The organism is Bacteroides salyersiae WAL 10018 = DSM 18765 = JCM 12988, from assembly GCF_000381365.1.
Lineage (GTDB): Bacteria > Bacteroidota > Bacteroidia > Bacteroidales > Bacteroidaceae > Bacteroides > Bacteroides salyersiae.
This window is the reverse complement of the sequence record NZ_KB905466.1, coordinates 720191-741442: the sequence shown is the minus strand read 5'-3', so window position 1 is coordinate 741442 and position 21252 is coordinate 720191. Positions and strand designations below refer to the sequence as shown.

The 21252-nt window shown below is 42.6% G+C and carries 13 protein-coding genes and 1 pseudogene; 9 read left to right on the top strand and 5 right to left on the bottom strand.

From position 1 onward, the window contains the following. Nucleotides 1-278: 278 nt before the first annotated feature. The 3 genes from HMPREF1532_RS02985 to HMPREF1532_RS02975 all read left to right on the top strand — a co-directional run bounded on the left by HMPREF1532_RS02985 (nucleotide 279) and on the right by HMPREF1532_RS02975 (nucleotide 3978). On the top strand, nucleotides 279-725 hold the full coding sequence (locus HMPREF1532_RS02985) for a GNAT family N-acetyltransferase (protein ID WP_005924589.1): 447 nt from the start codon (nucleotides 279-281) through the stop codon (nucleotides 723-725). Between the two features lie 135 nt (nucleotides 726-860). Next, nucleotides 861-3719: a TolB family protein gene (locus HMPREF1532_RS02980; RefSeq protein ID WP_005924586.1), complete on the top strand. Its 2859-nt coding sequence runs from the start codon at nucleotides 861-863 to the stop codon at nucleotides 3717-3719. A 52-nt stretch (nucleotides 3720-3771) separates the two neighbouring features. Further along, nucleotides 3772-3978 carry a hypothetical protein gene (locus HMPREF1532_RS02975; protein WP_005924583.1) on the top strand — a complete coding sequence of 69 codons (207 nt, stop codon included), beginning with the start codon at nucleotides 3772-3774 and terminating at the stop codon, nucleotides 3976-3978. A gap of 125 nt (nucleotides 3979-4103) precedes the next feature. Here HMPREF1532_RS02975 and HMPREF1532_RS02970 read toward each other — a convergent pair whose 3' ends face one another. Continuing rightward, nucleotides 4104-5429: a rhamnogalacturonidase gene (locus tag HMPREF1532_RS02970; protein WP_005924580.1), complete on the bottom strand. Its 1326-nt coding sequence runs from the start codon at nucleotides 5427-5429 to the stop codon at nucleotides 4104-4106. A 179-nt stretch (nucleotides 5430-5608) separates the two neighbouring features. Between HMPREF1532_RS02970 and HMPREF1532_RS02965 the strand changes: the two are divergent. Next, nucleotides 5609-7087: pseudogene (locus tag HMPREF1532_RS02965) on the top strand (TonB-dependent receptor plug domain-containing protein); the annotation flags it as partial. 213 nt (nucleotides 7088-7300) lie between these two features. On the opposite strand, the gene HMPREF1532_RS02960 reads toward HMPREF1532_RS02965, so the two are convergent. Further along, the gene (locus HMPREF1532_RS02960; RefSeq protein ID WP_005924573.1) at nucleotides 7301-7864 is read right to left on the bottom strand and encodes a YdeI/OmpD-associated family protein; all 564 of its coding nucleotides are present in this window, start codon (nucleotides 7862-7864) and stop codon (nucleotides 7301-7303) included. A 73-nt stretch (nucleotides 7865-7937) separates the two neighbouring features. Further along, nucleotides 7938-8546 carry a type 1 glutamine amidotransferase family protein gene (locus HMPREF1532_RS02955; protein ID WP_005924571.1) on the bottom strand — a complete coding sequence of 203 codons (609 nt, stop codon included), beginning with the start codon at nucleotides 8544-8546 and terminating at the stop codon, nucleotides 7938-7940. A 535-nt stretch (nucleotides 8547-9081) separates the two neighbouring features. Between HMPREF1532_RS02955 and HMPREF1532_RS02950 the strand changes: the two genes are divergently transcribed. Both HMPREF1532_RS02950 and HMPREF1532_RS02945 read left to right on the top strand, forming a co-directional pair. Beyond that, nucleotides 9082-11334 (top strand): bifunctional alpha,alpha-trehalose-phosphate synthase (UDP-forming)/trehalose-phosphatase, encoded by a 2253-nt coding sequence (locus tag HMPREF1532_RS02950; protein ID WP_005924566.1) that lies wholly within the window; start codon nucleotides 9082-9084, stop codon nucleotides 11332-11334. 12 nt (nucleotides 11335-11346) lie between these two features. Then, nucleotides 11347-13140, top strand: coding sequence for a glycoside hydrolase family 15 protein (locus tag HMPREF1532_RS02945; RefSeq protein WP_005924563.1), 1794 nt, complete (start codon nucleotides 11347-11349; stop codon nucleotides 13138-13140). A gap of 122 nt (nucleotides 13141-13262) precedes the next feature. On the opposite strand, the gene HMPREF1532_RS02940 is transcribed toward HMPREF1532_RS02945, so the two are convergent. Together HMPREF1532_RS02940 and HMPREF1532_RS02935 are read right to left on the bottom strand one after the other, a co-directional pair. Continuing rightward, nucleotides 13263-13979, bottom strand: coding sequence for a LytR/AlgR family response regulator transcription factor (locus tag HMPREF1532_RS02940; protein ID WP_005924560.1), 717 nt, complete (start codon nucleotides 13977-13979; stop codon nucleotides 13263-13265). Then, complete coding sequence (locus HMPREF1532_RS02935; protein WP_005924557.1) at nucleotides 13976-15034, bottom strand: sensor histidine kinase; 1059 nt, start codon at nucleotides 15032-15034, stop codon at nucleotides 13976-13978. The genes HMPREF1532_RS02940 and HMPREF1532_RS02935 overlap by 4 nt, the downstream gene beginning before the upstream one ends. 218 nt (nucleotides 15035-15252) lie before the next feature. On the opposite strand from HMPREF1532_RS02935, the gene HMPREF1532_RS02930 reads away from it, so the two are divergent. From HMPREF1532_RS02930 to HMPREF1532_RS02920, 3 genes are read left to right on the top strand one after another with little or no spacing between them, the layout of a single operon-like run. After that, the gene (locus HMPREF1532_RS02930; protein ID WP_005924556.1) at nucleotides 15253-16356 is read left to right on the top strand and encodes an efflux RND transporter periplasmic adaptor subunit; all 1104 of its coding nucleotides are present in this window, start codon (nucleotides 15253-15255) and stop codon (nucleotides 16354-16356) included. 8 nt (nucleotides 16357-16364) lie between these two features. Beyond that, on the top strand, nucleotides 16365-19535 hold the full coding sequence (locus HMPREF1532_RS02925) for an efflux RND transporter permease subunit (protein ID WP_005924554.1): 3171 nt from the start codon (nucleotides 16365-16367) through the stop codon (nucleotides 19533-19535). After that, a complete protein-coding gene (locus tag HMPREF1532_RS02920; RefSeq protein WP_005924552.1) occupies nucleotides 19532-20899 on the top strand; it encodes a TolC family protein in 1368 nt (455 codons plus the stop codon). The genes HMPREF1532_RS02925 and HMPREF1532_RS02920 overlap by 4 nt, the downstream gene beginning before the upstream one ends. The last annotated feature ends 353 nt before the right edge of the window (nucleotides 20900-21252 follow it).

Sequence of the window (21252 nt, the reverse complement as noted above, 5' to 3'; positions counted from 1 at the left end):
TTTTTTTGATTTAGAAAGTGTCAACTTATTCAGTACACTACATGTTTTGGATGTGGGAAATATGACTTCAGAGAAGATGGAATATATCTGTTTGATTATTAGGGATATATTGACGTGTCTGGCATTGGATTAGTTCTGATAAGAAGGTTCTTTTATCATAGGGATTATTGCATTGTGAAACGGTCTTGAATGAAGGCTGAGAACATTTGTACGGAACGGAAGGTAGCATAATAGAAAAAAGCTTTATATTTACAATCGAATTAATACCGGAATATTTTATGATCGAACAACCCGATAGGCAAGACTATGATGAATTGCTCCGGATATGGGAGCTGGCAGTCCGTAGTACTCATCACTTTCTGACGGAAAATGATATTCTGTTTTATAAACCTCTGGTGCGGGATGAGTATTTTCAGGCCGTAGAGCTTTATATGCTTCGCGGCAGTACCGGCCGGATTGCGGCATTTTTAGGATTGAGCGAAGATAATATAGAAATGCTTTTCGTGCATCCCGATGAGCAGGGACGGGGATATGGCAAGTGTTTGATTGATTTTGCCGTTCATGAAAAACGGATATATAAAGTTGACGTGAACGAGCAAAATGAGAAAGCATTTCACTTTTATCAGAACAGAGGCTTTGAAGTTGTCGGTCGGGATGCTGTAGATGGAATGGGAAAGCCTTTCCCGATTCTGCATATGCAATTATCGGATAAAAAGTCTGTGTAGCTTTGTGAGTTCATGCGGACAATCATTTCTTTTATTTGAATATTGTGGTACTTATTTCCGATTTTATTTACTTTTAGCTGATAACCCAGAAGATTTTTTATAGTTTTGTAGCTGTCAATTAAATGAACCTTGTAAATGTCAAAATCGAAATATCTCTTTCTTTTGTTTATCTGTCTGTCGGCTTCGATTAGTATTCGCGCCCAATTTATGGATTATGGTTCGGATCCGGCCCGTTTTAAATGGAATATCGTGCGGTTACCGCACTATAATCTGGTTTATCCGCAGGGAACGGATTCTATGGCTTATCATTATGCACTTTATCTTGAAAATGCTTACCCCCATATACAGAAAACCATCGGTAAGCCGATAAAAGCCCGGTTTCCCGTTATTCTTCATCCTGCCAATATGCAGTCCAACGGTATGGTGTCGTGGGCTCCCCGCCGAATGGAACTTATCACGACTCCTTCTTCCGATCTGGGAGTTCAGAGGTGGGATAAACATCTGGTACTGCACGAATCACGTCATGTATTTCAGACAGGAAAGGTGATGAGTGGAATTTTCAAGCCTTTTTATTATCTGATAGGTGAGCAGGCGGCGGGCGTTGCTGCCTTTTTTCTGCCGGTCTGGTTTCTGGAGGGCGATGCGGTAGGTACTGAAACGGCTATGTCTAACGGTGGTAGAGGACGGTTGCCGGAGTTTAATATGGCTTATCGTGCACAAATGTTGGGAGGGGATAAGTTTTATTCTTTCGATAAATGGTTATTGGGTTCGTACAAGAATTATACCGGTACGTATTACGCGCTGGGTTATGATCTCACTTCCTATGCACGACAACGGTACGGAGCCGATATTTGGGATAAAACGACCAGCCGCTATGTCCGTAATATTTTCTTTGAGGGTTCGTTCAAACATTATACGGGAAGCAGCTTTAAACGGCTTTATCAGGATACTTTCGATTATTTGCGGAAGGAATGGGAACAACAGGATACTTGCAGTCTTGTTCCATCCTATCATTCGCCCGATAAAAAAGATTATACTTCGTACAGGTATCCCTGTCCGGTCGATGATTCTACGGTGGTTGCCGTGAAGTCGGGATTGAAAGATATCAATTCGCTGGTGACAATCGTTCATGGGAAAGAGAAACGGTTGAGTTATATCGGCAGTATCAATAGCCGTCTCGACTACCGTAACGGGAAGATATACTGGACAGAGATCGTTCCCGGTCTTCGCTGGACACATGAGAATTATTCCGTGCTGAAGTGTTATGATCTGAAAGAGGGACGTATAAAAAGTATCACTCCCCGACAGCGTTATCTCTCTCCGTCGGTGGATAAAAACGGAAAGGTGGCTGCTGTTTCACGGACTACGGTCGACGGAAAGAATCAGCTTGTACTGGTAGAGCTTGAAGATGGTAAAGAACTGTTTGCTTTTCAGGTGCCGGGCAATGCTTTTATTAAAGAACTGACGTTTACGGATCAGGATGAAGTGGTAGCGGTTGCAGTGACAGATGCCGGAATCAGCCTGTTGCAGTTTACCCCTTCTTCCGGGCAATGGGAAGAGCTGTTGAGCACTGCTTCTGTTAATATTACTTCTCCTGTCTGGAAAGACGGACGGATTTACTTCGAATCCGGGGCGAATGGAACTAATAATCTTTATTGTTTGGATCTGGCGGACCATCAGGTTTATCGTTTGACGTGTGCGCGCTTCGGTGCCTTTGATCCTTCATTTACACATTCGGGAAATCGCCTGTTCTTTGCTGATTATCAGGCAAACGGTTACCGGATCGCTTCTCTTCCGGCAGATAGTCTTTTAGCGGAGAAGACAGATTTTGATCGTCCGGTCTCTATGCCCTTTGTGGAGACTTTGGCCGGACAAGAGAAATTTAATCTGGATTCGGCTCGTTTGGAACCGGTGGATTTTCAACCCAAGCGTTATCGGAAGGGTGTGCATACTTTCAAGATTCATAGTTGGGCGCCTTTCTATTATGATGTGGCCGAAGCTATGAACACGAGTGCTTCCGATCTGAGTACGATCGTTAAACCCGGGGCGACCATCATGTCTCAAAACACCTTGAACACGGCTATTATGCAGGCTGGCTGGTATTATGATAAAGGTTACCATCACGGCAAACTGTCGTTTACTTATCAAGGCTGGTTTCCGGTCGTTAATATTGCTGCCGATTATGGTGATAAAGCTTTTGATATGGCTTGGGCTCAGAACGACAAGGGGCAACAGGTGACGCGGGGATATTATACCGATCGTACTTATCTGGAGGCTGAAGCTCGGATTTATCTTCCTTTCAACTTGACCCGTAACCATCGTATACGCGGCATACAGCCTGCGGTGAGTTATTATTTTACGAATAACCGGTATCAGGAATATGGCAGCCGGGAGTTTCATGCTTTCCAATATGTGTTGCCGGAAATATTGTTCTATAATTACAGGCGGAAAGCGCAACGGGATATTTTACCCCGTAATGGTTACCAGCTCCGTTTGCAGTATCTCACCACTCCATTCAACAAGGAGAATTACGGTGCCCTTTATGCAGGCCGGTTAACGACTTACTGGCCCGGTATTCTTCGTAATCACGGGCTGATGCTTCGTTTCGGATATCAGTATCAGGAGCTTGACGGCAAGGCTTTGTACCTTCCCAAACACTTGCTGGAGAAACCGCGAGGATATAATTTCCAATATCAGACGCACCGGCAGTGGGCGTTTAAGGCAGATTATGCCCTTCCTATATTTTCTCCCGATTTCAGTATCGGTTCTCTGATCTATATCCGGAGAATGCGGGCCAACCTGTTCTATGACTTGTCACGTAATCAAGCCCGTAGCAAGGGTGCATGGACCACTCAAAGCTCTTTCGGAACGGACCTTATTTTCGATTGGAATGTATTGCGGATGAGCTATCCGATCACAACAGGCGTGCGGTTGATTCAGCCGATCGATTATGGAAAGTTTCAGGTTGAGGCATTATTTTCTATTAGTTTCTGATAATAGGATTATCTTTGCAGCCGAATTTTAAAAAAAGAGGAGAATAGAACGGATGAGAAAAATGCTTTGTCCACAATGTAAAATTGCCGGCATGTATGTAAAGAACGAGCAAGGAGACCGGTTGTTGGTATATATCACGAAAGAAGGAGTTGTGATTCCCAAAGATGAGGAAGCTTCGACGGAAGGGTTCGATTTTACGGAAGTGTATTGTCTGGGATGTTCATGGCACGGTTCTCCTAAACGATTGATAAAATTCTGATATCCTGCAAAGAGAGGGCTCTTTTACTGCGAGATGGGAGGGTCTGTCATCTGACCTTTTTAAATACGGATTCCACAAATCTCTTGTTTTGTAACAGAATAAAGAGGGTTGTGGAATCCATATCTTTAATGCTTACTTGAGGGATTTCCCTGTACAGGCACTACTTTTACGTTTTTCCAGATGAACGGGTTGATTATTTCTTTGTTGCATTCTGGTTTCTTTGCTTTGATATTCAAGTTTTCGAAAGTAAAGTTTGTCAGTTTATACTGGTCGGATTGACTTACGTGGAAAAATACATCGCATTCAAGATCGATATTACGCAGGGTCACATGGTCGGAGTAAGACATCGGAATGTCCTTGCGATCCTTGAGATCGAAAAATTGTGTCCAAGGTTTGATATATAAGAAACTTTTGGCATCTCCTGTGATGTCTTCTACGAGGATATATTCATATTTTTGTGGGGTGTCCGGACGCATCTTCAGCCATAAAAGGCGGGTCGCATTGTTGATTTTGCAACGGCGGAAGATAATATTGCGGTTATGGATGGATTCGCTTCCGCACGTCAGGCCACTGTGACAGAAACCGTAGGTACAATCTTCTATAATGATATTGCTGTTGCCGCCGTTATTGGGATCTTGATCCGCCCACGGCCCTTTACCGCCTTTCAGGGCAATGGCATCGTCATTTACTGATAAATAGCAATTTTTCACCAACACATTGCTGCAAACATCTATATCGATACCGTCGGTGCTCGGAGCTTTTACCGGGGTGGCGGGAGAGAAAATATGCAGGTTCAATAACTTCACACGGTTGCAACGGTAAAGATGGGTAGTCCAGAAAGGGGAGTTGATAAGGCTGACGCCGGAAATTTGTACATCGTTACTATTAGAGATGTATAGCAACCGTGGACGTAATTCGTCCATATTTGTGCATTTGGGTATCACTTTGCGGCGCAGCCAGAAGGACTTCCAGTAACGCAGCCCGTTACCGTTGATGGTTCCCTTTCCGGAGATCGTGAACCCGTCTGCTTTATCGGCGTTTACCAATGCGGCAAAGTATGTCAAGCTCTGTCCCTCCATGCGCGTATCGATAATAGGAAAGTTGCTGATATCATCGCTTCCTTTTAAAACGGCATCTTCTTCCAGATACAGATGGGTCTTCGGTTTGAAGAAAAGAGAGCCGCTGAGGTATGTGCCTTTAGGGATGACGATAACGCCACCTCCCTGTTGGGATGCCTGGTCGATGACCGATTGGATTTTCTCGGTCTGGAGAAGGGTGCTGTCGTTGATGACACCGTATTCAAGAATGTTGTATTTCTTACCTAATGTCTGGATATTGACAACTTCATTTTGTCTGAACCAGTCGGGAATGGGAGTTCCATCCGGGAATTTTTCTTCGCTGAACGATTGTAAACTGATAAACGCAGTAAGTAGTAATGCAATGAATCTCATGGTTTGAATTTGAATTAAAGGATCAACTGATAATTTATGTGTGCAAACATAAGAAACTTCTGAGAATCATGGGTAAATCTTGGTGATTTTAGTCCTGTGTAAAATGACTTTTTTAACTTGTATATTGAAGGATGCGGGTGATTATCAGCCATTGTGGAGATTAGCCTTTGGTGCAGCCGCTTTTGCAAGGTGATTTGAATGGTGCGGTCAACGGAGCGCTCGGTTTGTTGAATCCTATTTTCCCCAATGCTACTACTGCCGATTATTGTGACCTTATTGCCTGGATGATGGCAAGCGGTCTGCCCTCTGATTTGGGTGCGTTGCAGAATGGGCAGATGCCCGGTGATCTGGTGCTTTGGCTCTCTGATATTCTTAATCCGGAACAGAATAATGGTAGTACGCGAACGGATGAGTGCAACGATTATTTTCTCGATTATCAGTTTAATAAACGCTGGGATAGTGGTGCACAGATCACTGCCGGAACCACTTTCCGGCATACTCGTCACTATTCTTCGGCCATCGATCAGGTTTATAAGAGTGATAATCTGGCTGTTTTTTTTCAATACGATCAACGTTTTGGGGATCGTCTGAGCGTTTCGGCCGGAGTGCGTGCCGAATATTATCGTATAAATAATCATTACCGGGAGGCCGAAACAAAGATTTTTGGGACAAAAGTTCCTTTTCGTCCGGTTTTGCGTGCCGGGTTGAATTATCAGCTTGCCGATTATAGTTTTCTGCGCGCCAGCTTTGGACAGGGGTATCGCAATCCGTCGGTAGTAGAGAAATATCTGCGTAAGGACATCGGTGGGGTAGGTGTATATCCGAATGAAAATATTCGTGCGGAGAAAGGTTTCAATGCCGAACTTGGTTTCAAGCAAGGGTATAAGCTTGGTAATCTTCAGGGGATGTTGGACGTGGCAGGTTTTTATACCGAGTATAAAGATATGATCGAATTCCAGTTCGGATTGTTCAATAATGGCAATAACAAGATGATAAACAGCATTTCGGATGCGGTCGAGATGTTGCTTGGTCAAGGAGGGTTCGGTATTGGAGCACAATTCCACAATGTTTCCAAAGCGCGGATTTATGGGATGGAAGTCAGCACAAATGGTGTATATAATTTTAATAAGAACACGAAACTGTATTATAACTTGGGCTATGTATACACTGAGCCGCGTGATGCGGATTATAAAGAACGTAATGCATTGGAGGATACTTATACCGATCCTTTGCAGATGAAAGAGAAGTCGAATAATTCCAAATATTTGAAATATTGCCAGAAACATACTTTTAAAACTACGCTCGATTTTGAGTGGAAACGTATAAATCTGGGTATGAATGTGGCTTGGAGAAGTAAGACGCTTGCGGTGGATTATATCATGTTGGACGAGCGTGAAAAACCGAATGGCAATCCGGAAGTGATGGATTATGTGCGTAGTTTGCTTTTCGGTAGTATCGATGGCGAAACATTAGCTACTTATTGGAAAAAACACAATACGGATTATGCTACGGTGGATATCCGTCTGGGAGTAAAGGCTACAAAAGAGGTTGCATTTCAGTTTATGGTTAATAACTTGTTGAATAAGGAGTATTCTTCCCGGCCGATGTCGGTAGCAGCTCCGCGTACCTTTATGGTGAAGATGGATGTGACGTTCTGATGCGGTACAGCTAAATTTTCTTGCTTATATCGGGAGGGTACTGGGTGAAAGGGCGTAGAGAAAAAATGAAAAGGCATACCAATGACCATAAGCCGGGTGCTTACCTTTGTTAAGCACTATTCATACAGGTAGTATGCACCGTGCTTAGTGTCGCTAAGCACGGTGCTGATATGCGGCTTTATCTTTCCCTTTCAACATTCATAAAAGTCGTGGCTACATGGGTTTGAGGTTCTTATTAAGTCTGTCGATAATCTTTTCCATACGAGTTTGGCGAGTTTTATCCGATTTGGCATCCAGATAAAACAATGTATAGGTACGTTGCACAGAATCGGACATAGCCAATAGATTTGTATAAGCAGGTTCATGTGGCTCAATGAGCTGTCTGAACATCCGGATTTGTTCTTCGGAGGCGGTGCTACGTTTGGAGTTGTCCCACTGTCCGTTTTGTTTTGCACAGGCTACGGCTTCCATTCCTTTCGGAGTCATTAGTCCCTTTTGAATAAGTTTCCGAGCCAGCTCTTTGTTCTTGTCCGACCAATTGCTTTTTTCTCTTCGCCGGGCAAAATATTTTCTATACTTGTCCTCATTGATGGATTGCATCTGACCATCTATCCAGCCAAAGCACAATGCTTCTTCGAGTGCTTCATGAGCCGACAGTGTTTTTAGCGTATTGGTTTTCGCAAATACCAACCAAATCCCGTCGCTCGTTGTACCTGCGTTTTCCAGCCATTCTCGAAACAATGCCCTGGTTTCAAAAATAAGTTCTTTGTCATCCATCTTTCAGTATCGTATAATCGTTCTTTATCCGGAGTCGTTTTTCTGTACTATATCTGTATCCAGCCTATTCCGTTTATTCCATTTCCGGGTCTTCCCAAACACCTGTTTTGTGCATACGGTAACTTCTCTCTATCTTCTGGGTAGAGTCTGCTTCCAGCGCATAGAGTATTTCACGGCAGAATTCCAGAGCAGAAAACCCGTTGGCGGTTACAATGTTTTCACTTCTGACTGCTGGTCCGTCTATATAGAAGTTCTCACCTGTATAGTTTGCCCCGGCATAAGCCTTTAGGTAATCCAATCCGTTGCTGGTGTGCTTTATCTTGTTTAAAAAACCGTGCATTCCAAGAAAGACTGAAGCGTTGCAGATTCCTGCTACTAACTTTCGATTCTCAATGGCATCTTTTACCAAAGGAACGATGGTTTCAGCTTCCGGAGTGAACCAACTCATACCGCCAATGAGTACTATTCCTGCATAATCGGTAGGAATGTTGTCGATACCGTAATCGGGCAATACCTTAAAGCCACCGCATGATACTACCGGATCTTTAGTGACAGCCACAGTTTTAACTACATATTTGCTTTCACTTCCGGGTTCAACACCCAAAGTGAGGTTCGGGGCAATATAAGCTCCTTCCCAATCGGCAAAGTTATTTAACAGTACAAACAGAATTTCTTTTTTCATTGTCTTTTTTATTATTGGTGTTGATATTTTCTTTTATGGGACATCAGCGATTAAAAGCGTTTCTTTAAAAAGGCAGGTAATGATATAATAGTGAAAGTCCTGCCACATATTACATTGCTTTGCATCATTTCAAATATCTCTGTAACACAAAGATAAGCAATGTTTTTGGTGGTTACAAGTGAATCAAAGTATATTTAGAGAAGAGTTGGCAATTAATTGTCAACTCTTTTTTTGCTATATATCCTTTACCTTTTTAGCATTTGGTTGGCATTCTCTTTAAGTAAGGGAAGTACCATTTCCCTCACTTCCTTTTTCTAAAAGGTGTTTTTGTAGAGAAAAAGTTTCAACTATTGATACAAATAATGGGCATTTAGTAATTTACTGCCGGTATGAAATCCCTGTCTCTTTCAAAATGGAAAGGGGATTTTCATTTTAGGAGATATGTGCAATTGAATATATTCTTGTTAGTTGATTATTTATCAGTGTGTTGTGTTGTAGTTGACCATATTGGTATATATATTGATATAGAAATATCATGAAACTTTATATTATATCAAACAGATTACCGGTAAAGGTTACCAGTGCAGATGGGACTTTCTCATTTGTACGCAGTGAAGGCGGATTGACCACCGGGCTTAATTCCCTTCAGATTTCCTATGAGAAACACTGGATCGGTTGGCCAGGATTGTGTGTTGACAAAGAAGAGGAAAAATTGGAAATTACCTCTGAACTGGATAAAATGAACTTTCATCCGGTATTCCTTACGGAAGTACAAATCAGGGATTACTACGAAGGTTATAGTAACAGTACAATCTGGCCTCTCTGTCACTATTTTTATGCCTATACATTGTATAAGAAATCTTTCTGGCAAGCTTATAAAGAGGTGAACCAGCTGTTTTGTGATGAAATTTGCCGTGTGATACGCCCAGGAGACGTGGTTTGGGTACAGGACTATCAGTTGATGTTGTTACCCGCCATGTTGCGCAAGGTCTATCCGGATCTGAGCATCGGTTATTTCCACCATATACCTTTCCCTTCCTACGAACTTTTCCGTATACTGCCGGAAAGGGCTGAAATATTGAAAGGTTTATTGGGAGCTGATTTTATTGCTTTCCACACGCACGATTATATGCGGCATTTTATCAGTGCCGTGGAACGTGTATTGCATCTTGAGTTCAAATTGGATGAAGTACAACTTGGAAATCGTGTGGCGCGAATAGATGCATTGCCTATGGGAATCAACTATGACTCCTATCATAAGGCCTCTTGTAATCCTCAAGTAAAGCAAGCTATTGATCATACTCGCAAGCTTTTTGGAAATCACAAGTTGATATTATCCGTAGATAGACTTGATTACAGTAAAGGTATCTTGCATCGTCTGCATGGATTCTCTTCTTTTCTGGAACATCATCCTGAGTACCACGGAAAAGTGACGCTTGCCATGATCATTGTGCCTTCACGCGATCATGTGGGTAGTTATGCTGAATTGAAAACCCGTATAGACGAAGAAATAGGCTCTGTTAACGGGCGTTATTCCACTATGGACTGGACACCGGTTTGTTATTTCTATCACAGTTTTACGTGGGAGGAACTGGTAGCCATGTACTGTGTGGCGGATATTGCTTTAGTGACACCTTTGCGTGACGGTATGAATCTGGTGGCGAAAGAATACGTGGCGGCAAAGTCTGATACTCCGGGAGTCTTAATACTGAGTGAAATGGCGGGTGCCTCCGTAGAGATGACCGGTGCCATCCAAATCAACCCGAACGATACAGAGCAGATAGAGAATGCCATTTGCCATGCATTGGAAATGCCTGTGCAAGAACAGGTACACCGCTTAAAACGTATGCAAGCCGTCATATCCGTTCAGACAGTGGATAAATGGGCTTTCGATTTTATCCATGAACTGAGAAACACCTATTTGAAGAATGAACAATTACGGCATAAGCGGCTTACGGCAGCTACGATTGCATCCCTTAAACTTCGGTATGATCAGGCGGTACGCCGGTTGGTTTTACTGGATTATGACGGGACATTGGTTGCTTTCAAAGCCAGACCGGAAGATGCGAAGCCGACACCGGAACTGATCGCGTTGTTGCAGCGATTAGCTGATGACCCGGCAAACCATGTGGTGATAAATAGCGGACGTGACCATTATACATTGGAGAAATGGCTGGGTAATCTTCCCGTTTCTTTTGCGGCAGAACATGGAGCTTTCTACAAGGAACATGGAGTATGGCACAACAATATGAAAAAAATGGATTGGGAAAACGGTTTGCTGTCTATTTTGCGATTGTTTGTCAGCAAAACTCCGGGCGCCCGTCTGGAAGTGAAAGAGACCGCTCTTGTTTGGCATTACAGGGAAAGTGATGCATGGTTGGGGGCTTTGCGTGCCCAACAACTGGTAAATGCACTGATCTCCATTTGTTCTCGGCAGAAATTACAGATTATGCAGGGCAACAAAGTGGTAGAGATAAAATCACCTGATTATAACAAGGGGTCTGAAGTAAAACGTCTGATGGTTGATATGCATTATGATTTTATTTTGGCCATAGGGGATGATACAACCGATGACGACATGTTTCAGGCATTACCACGTAATGCGGTGGCGATAAAGGTTGGCAGTATCTCGGAAATAGCCTCTTATAATTTACCTTCACAGCAGGATGTCCTGCCGTTTCTTAGTGCACTTGCCAGAAGGGAGCAGAGACACCGTAAAGGTGAAATGATAAAGAGGCGTATAGAGACAACTGTCGATTTTTTGAAAGGTTTATTGAAGAAATTATAAAATGATTGTACGATGAATTTGAATTATGGTGTTGTAGGCAATGGGCGTACTGCTGCTCTGATTTCCGAAACAGGGAATGTGGAGTGGTTATGTTTCCCGGATTTTGATTCCCCATCTATTTTTGCAGCGTTGCTCGACCGGGAGAAGGGAGGTTGCTTCGGTTTCGAGGTAAATTCTGATTATCGGATATTACAAACGTATGTTCCACATACTAATATACTTTCTACCAAGTTCTTATCAGAAGCGGGAGAATTTGATGTACTCGATTTCATGCCCTGTTATCGTTTTAAGAATGATAGTAAGGGGCAATATATTCCGGCTGAGCTGTACCGCTATATTCATCTGGTAAGAGGTAAACCGGAGTTTAAAATTAAATATAGTCCAGCTCCGAATTATGCCCGTGGGAAAGTCATTTATAATACAACCTCTGATTATATCGAGACTTATTGTTCTTCCGATAGCAAAGACAGGCAATATCTGTATTCCTCCTTGCCTTTGGAGGACATCTCGTTGAAGCGAACCGTACAGCTTGAAAAAGACGAATTTATGTTGCTTTCCTATAATGAAAAAGTGATTCCGATAGATATTGAACGTGAAAAACTGGAGTATTGTCGGACGTTGGTTTACTGGCTGAACTGGACAAATCGAAGTAAAAAGTATACACTTTATAATGACGTGATAGAACGAAGCTTGTTGGTATTGAAACTGATGTCTTACTATAAGGGTGCTGTACTGGCGGCATTAACTACGAGTCTGCCCGAAACGGTGGGTGATGTTCGAAATTGGGATTACCGGTTCTGCTGGTTGCGGGATGCTTCCATGTCAATCGAAACCATGTTCCGAGTAGGGCATGCGGGTGCTGCCAGGCGTTTTATGAAATTTATACAGTCCACATTTGTTGCTAACAGGAGATCCTACCAGATTATGTATGGGATACGCGGAGAACGCAAATTGACTGAAGTTATTTTGGAGCATCTTTCTGGTTACAAAGATTCCAGACCTGTCCGTATAGGGAACGATGCGTATCATCAACGGCAGAATGATTCTTTCGGATATTTAATGGACTTAATTTACCAGTATTATCGCTTGATGCCGGGAACATTGGATGAGATAGAAGACATGTGGGAAATGGTGAAAAGTATTCTTGACACTGTTCAGGAAGACTGGCAGAAGCCAGACAAAGGTATTTGGGAAATCAGGGGGGAAAGCCGTCATTTTGTTTCTTCTAAAGTGATGTGCTGGGTGGCCTTGGATCGGGGTGTAAAGATAGCCCGTATGTTGGGCAAATACGGTGATTCCGAGCGCTGGATGCAGGAAGCTGATAATATCCGCCAGGATGTGATGGAACATGGGTGGAAGGAAAAAATGCAAAGTTTCTCTCAGGCTTACGATAACGAAGCGTTGGATTCATCTTTGCTACTGATGGAGCCTTACGGGTTCATCCAAGCTGATGATATCCGTTACCATAAGACGGTGGAAGCTGTCCGGAAAGCGTTGTTTTATAAGGGATTGATGTATCGCTATAACAGTGAGGACGATTTTGGCATGCCTTCTTCCGCTTTTACCATTTGTACGTTCTGGTTGATACGAGGGTTGTTTGTTACAGGTAGAAGAGAAGAGGCCAGGTGTCTTTTTGATGAGGTGCTGAAATATGCAAACCATTTGGGATTGTTTAGTGAAGACATCGATTTCAATACCAAAGAACAACTGGGCAATTTTCCACAAGCATATTCCCATCTGGCACTGGTGAATACGGCAATCTTGTTTGCGGAAGAAGACAGAAGTCTATCTTTTATACGTCCTTAAATAATGGTAGAGATATCGGTTATAAAAACAGAACCTTGTTTGTGTAGGCATGTCACTTATCTCCGGACAGCATAAGAGATTTCAAGATAGCATCGGTACGTTCGTGGCTATCCAGATGCCCCCTATTTTCTTTTGTTTTGAGACAGTACTTCATATATATACTTAGCATAGCTTCTCCCTACGGGAATGGTTCTTTCAAGTCCTTGAAGATGTATTTCCTGTTTGGAGAATTGGCTGACCTTGTTTAATGGAATCAGAAAAGAACGATGCACTCTTAAAAAGTAGTTTTTGGGCAACATTCCATGGAGAGCTTTTATATTAAGTCTCGAAATGATATTTTCTCCACAGATTCGGAATATTTTGCTATAATTCTCCATTGCTTCAATATAAAATATATCGGAAATAGGTACAGTTATACTGGTGTAGTCTTGCTTTACGACAATATTTTCCTGCATGGCTTCATTCCATGGTTCTGTAAGTCCTCCTATATGTAGCATAGCTTTCTCCACAGCCCTTTCGAAACGTTTATAAGCTATAGGCTTGTGCAAAAAATCCACGGCATCCAGATTGAAACCGTCGAGTGCATATTTGGCGTGTGCAGTAGTAAAGATAAGGGTACATTCCACAGGTAAAGCTTTTGCTACATCCAGACCATTGAGACCGTTCATTTCAATGTCAAGAAATACTAAGTCCGGTTTTGTTCGTATGATTTCTTCCAACCCAATGCGGGGATCACAGAAGGTGGTTATTTCCATACCTCCTTTTCTATCACAGAACTGTTTGATGATAAATAGCGCGATGGGTTCATCGTCTATGGCTATGCAGTTAATTTTTCTCATGAAAGCTGTATGATTAATTTTGTTCTGAACTCCCGTTTGTTCTCATCCTTTTCCGTAAGCAATGTGAAACGTTCAGGATAAAGTAGTCTCAGACGCTTTCGGCAGTTTTCTATACCTATGGAGGGGCTATCCTGTTCTTTCTCTCTCATGATGGAATTACATGTCTTGAAAAGTAATGTACCGTCTTCTACGACAATCCGTATGAGCACGGTACAGTCTTCGGAAGAAGATGTCCCATATTTAAATGCATTTTCCACGAAGGTGATTAGGATCATTGGAGGAATTTTCACATATTCCTGATCTGTATGACTCTCGAATATGACCTTGGTGTGATGGTTGAGACGTAACTGTTGTAGTTCAACATATTGTCGGATATATTCTATTTCACTTTTTACGTCTATTTTTTCGACTGAGGCATTATGGTACATATATTTGAGAATATTGGAGAACTTGACAAAGGCGGATTCGGTCAGGTCAGATTTAGTTATAACCAGTCCATACAGAGTATTGAGAGTGTTGAATAGAAAATGTGGATTTATCTGTGCTTTATACATGGCCAGTTCGGCGCGGTTTTTCTCTGCTTCCACTTCTTGACGGGCAAGCATTTGACGGAAAAGTTCGAAGGTGACTTCAATGGCCAGTCCAAAACCGGATATGATAAGGAAAAAGAACCATACGGTTTGGGAATGCAAATGGCGGCGGAAATCCAGAGGCAGTTTGGAGTGAGGATTTTCCGGCAAGGGGAAATGAGTCATTAGTTCAGTTACAAACAAGAGCATGATAACTGTCATTATAATCCATCCATACCTTTTACGCATGAACAGTGATGGAATACTCACTTTGCGGTAGACGAAATAAAGTAGGTAAAGATATATGACCAGCGTCACTACAAAAGCAGGCTGAGTTACAAACCATTTGTCTACTGGGACAAGCAGGATAGTTAGGGGCAATATGATTATACAAAAGAGCAGGTCTACATAGAGGGTTATTCTGGGATATGCAACGGCACTTTCTGCTGTTCCCCTCACTTTTTTCTTTATTCTTTTTAGAAACATCTATACTTGGTCTTTTTATATTAAATATTAAGTTGTTTCTGCAAAGATAATTCTTTGTTCTCATACTTCAAACGCTGGATTGTTGTCGTTCGTCAACACATTTCTACTGTTCGTCAACACATTCTTAGAATGTATGCAAAATCTTTTTAGATTTGTCACCGACTGTTTTGGGAAACTAATTTTCATTCAATAATAATAAATAAACAAACAGAAAAATAATGAAAGTTTTCTTCGTTTTATTATCAGTTTTGGTATTGCTGTCTTCGTGTAGTTCTAAACAACAGCAAGAGCCGGGTGTCAAGTACAAGACACTTCGTGTGGAATTTACTGATCGGACACTAAAAAACGGATATGCGGCTAGTTTGCGAGGTAGGCAGTATGTTGAGATACGCCCGCAGGTGGATGGCATCATTACAGAAATTCGTTTGAATGAGGGTGACGTGGTAAAAAAAGGACAGGTATTGTTCATTATTGACCAGGTTCCTTATAAAGCTGCACTCGAAATGGCAATAGCTAATGTAAAGAGTGCGGAATCCCGTCTGGCTACTGCCCGGCTTACGGCGGAGAGTAAAGAGGAGTTGTTCCGAGAGGATGTGGTTTCGGAATTTGATCTCCAAACCGCTCGCAATTCCCTTGCAGAAGCTCAGGCCAGTCTTGCTCAGGCTCGGGCAGAGGAAATCAATGCCCGTAATAATCTGTCTTATACAGAAGTTAAAAGTCCTGTTAACGGGGTTGCCAGTATGATTCCTTATCGTGTGGGGGCTCTTGTGGGTAGCAATATTGCGGAACCATTGGTAACAGTTTCCGATGATGAGAAAATTTATGCCTATTTTTCAATGAATGAGAATCAGATATTGGATTTGGTGCAACAATACGGTTCGCTTCAGAAAGCAATGGCTGAGATGCCTGATGTAGAGCTGACCTTGAGCAACGGTAAGGCTTATTCCCATTCCGGTAAGATCAACGCAGTGAGTGGGAGCATAGATGAGAGTACAGGTGCGGTAAGTTTGCGTGCGGAGTTTGACAATCCGGAGAAACTACTCCGTAATGGTGGTAGTGGTACGGTATTTGTCCCTTCGTATCGTGACAGTGTGATTGCTATTCCTCAAGCTGCCACTTATGAATTACAGAACCGTGTCTTCGTATATAAAGTGGTTGATGGCAAGGCGAAGTCAACTCCGGTTGATGTATTTCGGTTGAATAACGGGACGGAATATATTGTCGAGTCCGGTCTGTCTCTTGGTGATGTGATTGTTGCCGAAGGTGCCGGTCTTGTACGCGAAGGAACTGAAATAGATACTTACACGACTACTAATGAATAATCTGCGTCATGAAAATAAGGACTTTTATTGACAGACCCATTTTGGCGGGTGTAATTTCCGCCCTCATCCTTATATTGGGTATTATCAGCCTTGTTCAATTACCTGTTGAACAGTTTCCCGAAATAGCGCCGCCTACAGTAAGTGTACAGGCTAACTATACGGGTGCTAATGCCGAGACTGTGCTGAAGAGTGTTGTTGTGCCTTTGGAAGAGGCCCTCAATGGCGTGGAGAATATGATGTACATGACTTCTTCAGCTACCAATGCCGGAATGGCTAATATCCGTATTTATTTCCGTCAAGGGACGGATCCAGATATGGCAACGGTGAATGTGCAGAACCGTATTGCTTCCGCACAGGGATTGCTTCCAACCGAGGTCACACGAAGCGGTATTACGGTACGTAAACGCCAAACCAGTAATATCAAAGCTTTGGCTCTGTACAGTCCGGATAATTCTTTCGATGAGAAATTCCTAAATAATTATCTAAAAATTAATATCGAACCTCGTTTAGCTCGTATAGCCGGTGTGGGTGAAGTTAATGTAATGGGGTCAGACTACTCATTACGTATCTGGCTTGACCCGGGTAAAATGACACGTTACAACCTTGTTCCGAGTGATATTACGGCAGTCCTTGATGAACAGAATCTTGAGGCCCCGACTGGAACTTTGGGTACTGAATCGGAAAATACGTTCCAGTACGTGCTCAAATATCGTGGACGTTATGAATTTGAACAGGATTATGAGAATATGGTTATCAAGTCTCTTCCTGGCGGTGAAGAACTGAAACTGAAAGATGTGGCCACTATCGAATTGGGATCGCGTACTTATACTTATATAGGTGAGGTGAACGGTCATCCGGGTTCTAATTGTATGATTGCCCAGACATCGGGTTCTAATGCCAATGAAATTATTGAGGAGATTGACAGGGTAGTAGAAGATATTCGAAAAAATCTTCCAAATGGCATGGAAATAGCTGACTTGATGAGCACGAAAGACTTTCTTGACGCATCCATCAAAAATGTGATCAAAACGCTTATTGAAGCTATAATCCTTGTTATTTTGGTGGTGTATGTCTTTCTACAGAGTTTTCGTTCCACATTCATACCTGCTGTTTCAATTATTGTTTCCTTGATCGGAACTTTTGCATTTCTGGCTGTGGCGGGCTTTAGCCTGAATATGTTAACTCTTTTTGCTTTAGTACTGGTAATCGGTACGGTGGTGGACGACGCGATAGTTGTTGTCGAGGCTGTGCAGGCGAAATTTGACGAGGGCTACAAATCTCCTTATCTTGCCACTATAGATGCTATGGGCAATATAACTTCAGCTTTGGTAACTACTACTTTCGTTTTCATGGCGGTATTCATTCCCGTATCGTTCATGGGAGGTACGACCGGTACGTTTTATACCCAGTTCGGTCTTACGATGGCTGTGGCAGTAGGTATTTCTCTTCTTAACGCCATGACTCTTAGTCCGGCTCTTTGTGCGCTTATCATGACCCCACATGCGGATACTGGTAATGGAGGAAAGATGAGTTTCTCCTCACGTTTTCATGTTGCTTTTGATACGGCTTTCCATCGGGTTGTGATGAAGTATAAAAGTGGTGTGTTTTTCATGCTCAAGCGTAAATGGCTGGCCGTAGTCTTGCTGGTGGTAGCCGGTAGCGGACTTTTTTTCTTGATGAGAACAACCAAGACAGGACTTGTGCCTCAGGAGGATATGGGTACAGTTTTCATTGATGTACGTACTTCTCCCGGAAGTAATCTGGCAGAGACACAGCTTGTGATGGATGAGATCAACCGTCGTATCAAGGACATTCCGCAAATCCGTATGTTTTCTAAAATTACGGGTAACGCTATGATTAGCGGACAGGGGGCAGCTAATGGTATGTTCATTGTCCGTCTTCAGGATTGGAATGAACGTACGGAAGAGGGAGATGATATTAATTCTGTAATATCTGAAATTTACCGCCGTACAGCCGATATCGCTTCAGCTGATATAATGGTTTTTGCTCCCCCTATGATCCCGGGCTATGGCGTGAGTAGCGGTTTTGAAATCTATGTACAGGATCAGAAGGGAGGAAAGATAGAAGATCTACTTTCTATTACACGGCAGATGATTGACAAACTGAATGCCCGTCCTGAAATTGCACGTGCTACAACTTCCTTTGATAACAAGTTTCCTCAGTTTCTGGTGGAGGTGGACGCTTCTCGTTGCAAACGCAACGGTATTTCTCCATCCGATGTACTTTCAGTATTGTCTGGCTATATCGGTGGTAACTACGCTTCCAACATGAACCGTTTTTCCAAATTATATCGTGTGATGGTACAGGCTTCTCCCGAATATCGCTTGGATACGGAAGCGTTGAATAATATGTTTGTACGGAACGATGAAGGTGAGATGAGTCCCGTGGGGCAATATCTGAAACTTACGCGTGTATATGGAGCTGAGACACTTTCCCGTTTCAATCTTTTCTCGGCTATTAGTGTTAACGGTACCCCTGCTGACGGTTACAGTACCGGTCAGGCTATCCAGGCGGTGCGTGAAGTGGCTGCGGAGACACTTCCGGCAGGCTACGGCTATGAATTTGGCGGTATGTCGCGTGAAGAGGCTTCAACAGGCAGTTCCACGACTATTATCTTTGTCATTTGCATAGTATTCATATACCTGATCCTATGTGCTCTTTATGAGAGTCTTTTCGTTCCGATTGCAGTTATTCTTTCTGTTCCGTTTGGGCTTGCCGGAAGCTTCCTTTTTGCCAAAATGTTCGGTTTGGAAAATAACATTTATCTGCAAATTGGCTTGTTGATGCTGATAGGACTTCTGGCTAAGACGGCAATCCTGCTTACTGAATATGCTTCAGAACGCCGCCGTCAAGGTATGAGCATTTCCCAGGCAGCGGTATCTGCTGCACAAGTTCGTTTGCGTCCGATTCTTATGACTTCACTGACTATGATTTTTGGAATGCTTCCACTGATGTTTGCTTCGGGTGTGGGAGCCAATGGTAATATTTCTATCGGTGTGGGGACGGTTGGCGGTATGCTAATCGGTACGGTTGCCCTACTTTTTATTGTACCGGTACTTTTTATTATATTCCAATATTTGCAGGAACGTTTCATGCCTGAGCGTCAATTGCCGAAGTTGGAAAAAAAGATTAATAATCAGAATATATTTGTACAATGAAGAAAATAATTATATGTATATGCTTGTCGGTGGTACTGGGGGGATGCTCGGTTTATCGGACCTATAAGCGACCTGATGTGGCGGTTATAGACAGTCTTTACCGTCAGCAGATTTCGCCTGCCGACAGTGTTGCTTCCATTGCCGACCTTTCGTGGAAAGAATTGTTTACGGACCCACATTTACAGAAACTTATTGAGACTGGTCTTTGTAATAATTCAGATTTGGGTATTGCCCGTCTTCGTGCCGAAGAAGCCGAAGCACTTCTTCAGTCGGCACGTCTTTCATATTTACCATCTATTAGCCTTAGCCCTCAAGGAACAATAGGCAAGGTGGAACATAGTAAAACAACCAAGAGTTACGATTTGGCTACTTCGGCTAGTTGGGAGATTGATATTTTCGGTAAACTGACCAATACTAAACGGGAAGCTCGTGTTGTACTGGAACAGAGTGAAGCTTACCGTCAGGCTGTACAAACTCAGTTGATAGCTACTATTGCCAATAGTTATTATACATTGTTGATGTTGGATGAACAGCTCAATATCAGTCGTCGTACAGCCAGAAACTGGAGTGAGAATCTGCGTGTGATGAAAGCTCTTAAAAATGCCGGTCAGACCACTGATATGGCTGTTGCACAGACTGAAGCGAGTAAATTGTCTGTAGATGCTTCATTGCTTTCACTTGAACGACAGATTACCGAATTGGAAAATACCTTGTTATCATTATTGGGATCTGTTCCAGGAGACATCACACGTTCAACACTTTCCAGCCAGTCTTTTCCTGATACGCTTTTAGTCGGTGTACCGTTACAGCTTCTGCAACGTCGTCCGGATGTACGACAAAGTGAGGCTGTGCTGGCTGCTGCATTCTATGTAACAAACCAAGCCCGAGCCGCATTCTTTCCGTCAATTACGCTTTCGGGTTCTGCTGGGTGGACTAATGCAGCAGGTGTTGTAATAACCAATCCTGGTCAATGGTTGTTTTCTGTTGTCGGCTCGCTTATACAACCACTTTTTAATCGTGGACAGAATATTGCTAATTTGAAAGTAGCCAAGGCACAGCAAGAAGAGGCGTTATTGTCTTTCCGTCAAAGTCTACTCGATGCCGGTACAGAGGTTAATAACGCGTTGGTACAATGGCAGACGGCAAGAGGAAAATTGAAACTTGATGAACAGCAGGTTGTTGCTTTAACATCAGCTGTGCGTAGTGCAGAGTTGTTGATGAAACATAGTTCGCAAAATTACCTTGAGGTATTGACAGCCCGTCAGGCATTGCTACAAGCGGAGTTGGATGCTGTTTCAGATCGTTTTGATGAGATACAGGGAATCATTAATCTGTATCGTTCATTGGGTGGAGGAAGTGAATGAGCTGATTATTTGGAAAGCTATTTATATTTGGGGATACGAATGTTTATCTTATAATTATGATTAATAAGGTTTCAATGAAGGAATTGTTATATTCCAATTAGTCGATACTAAATGAGACTGGTTCTTATTGTTTAGAGTCAGTCTCTTGTTTTTCTATGTGAATGTATTCTGAGCCTTGTATATCGATGCAGCATATTAGACCAGTTGACTACCAATATTTTATAAATAAAATGGTAGAAAAGTCCGTTTTGCACTTCTTTTTCTTCGCTGAACGAGTACAAAATTAGTGCATTTTTTCGGATTATGAAAGCAAGTGAAAAACTTTGTGCAAAATCATTTTTGAAGGGCTGATT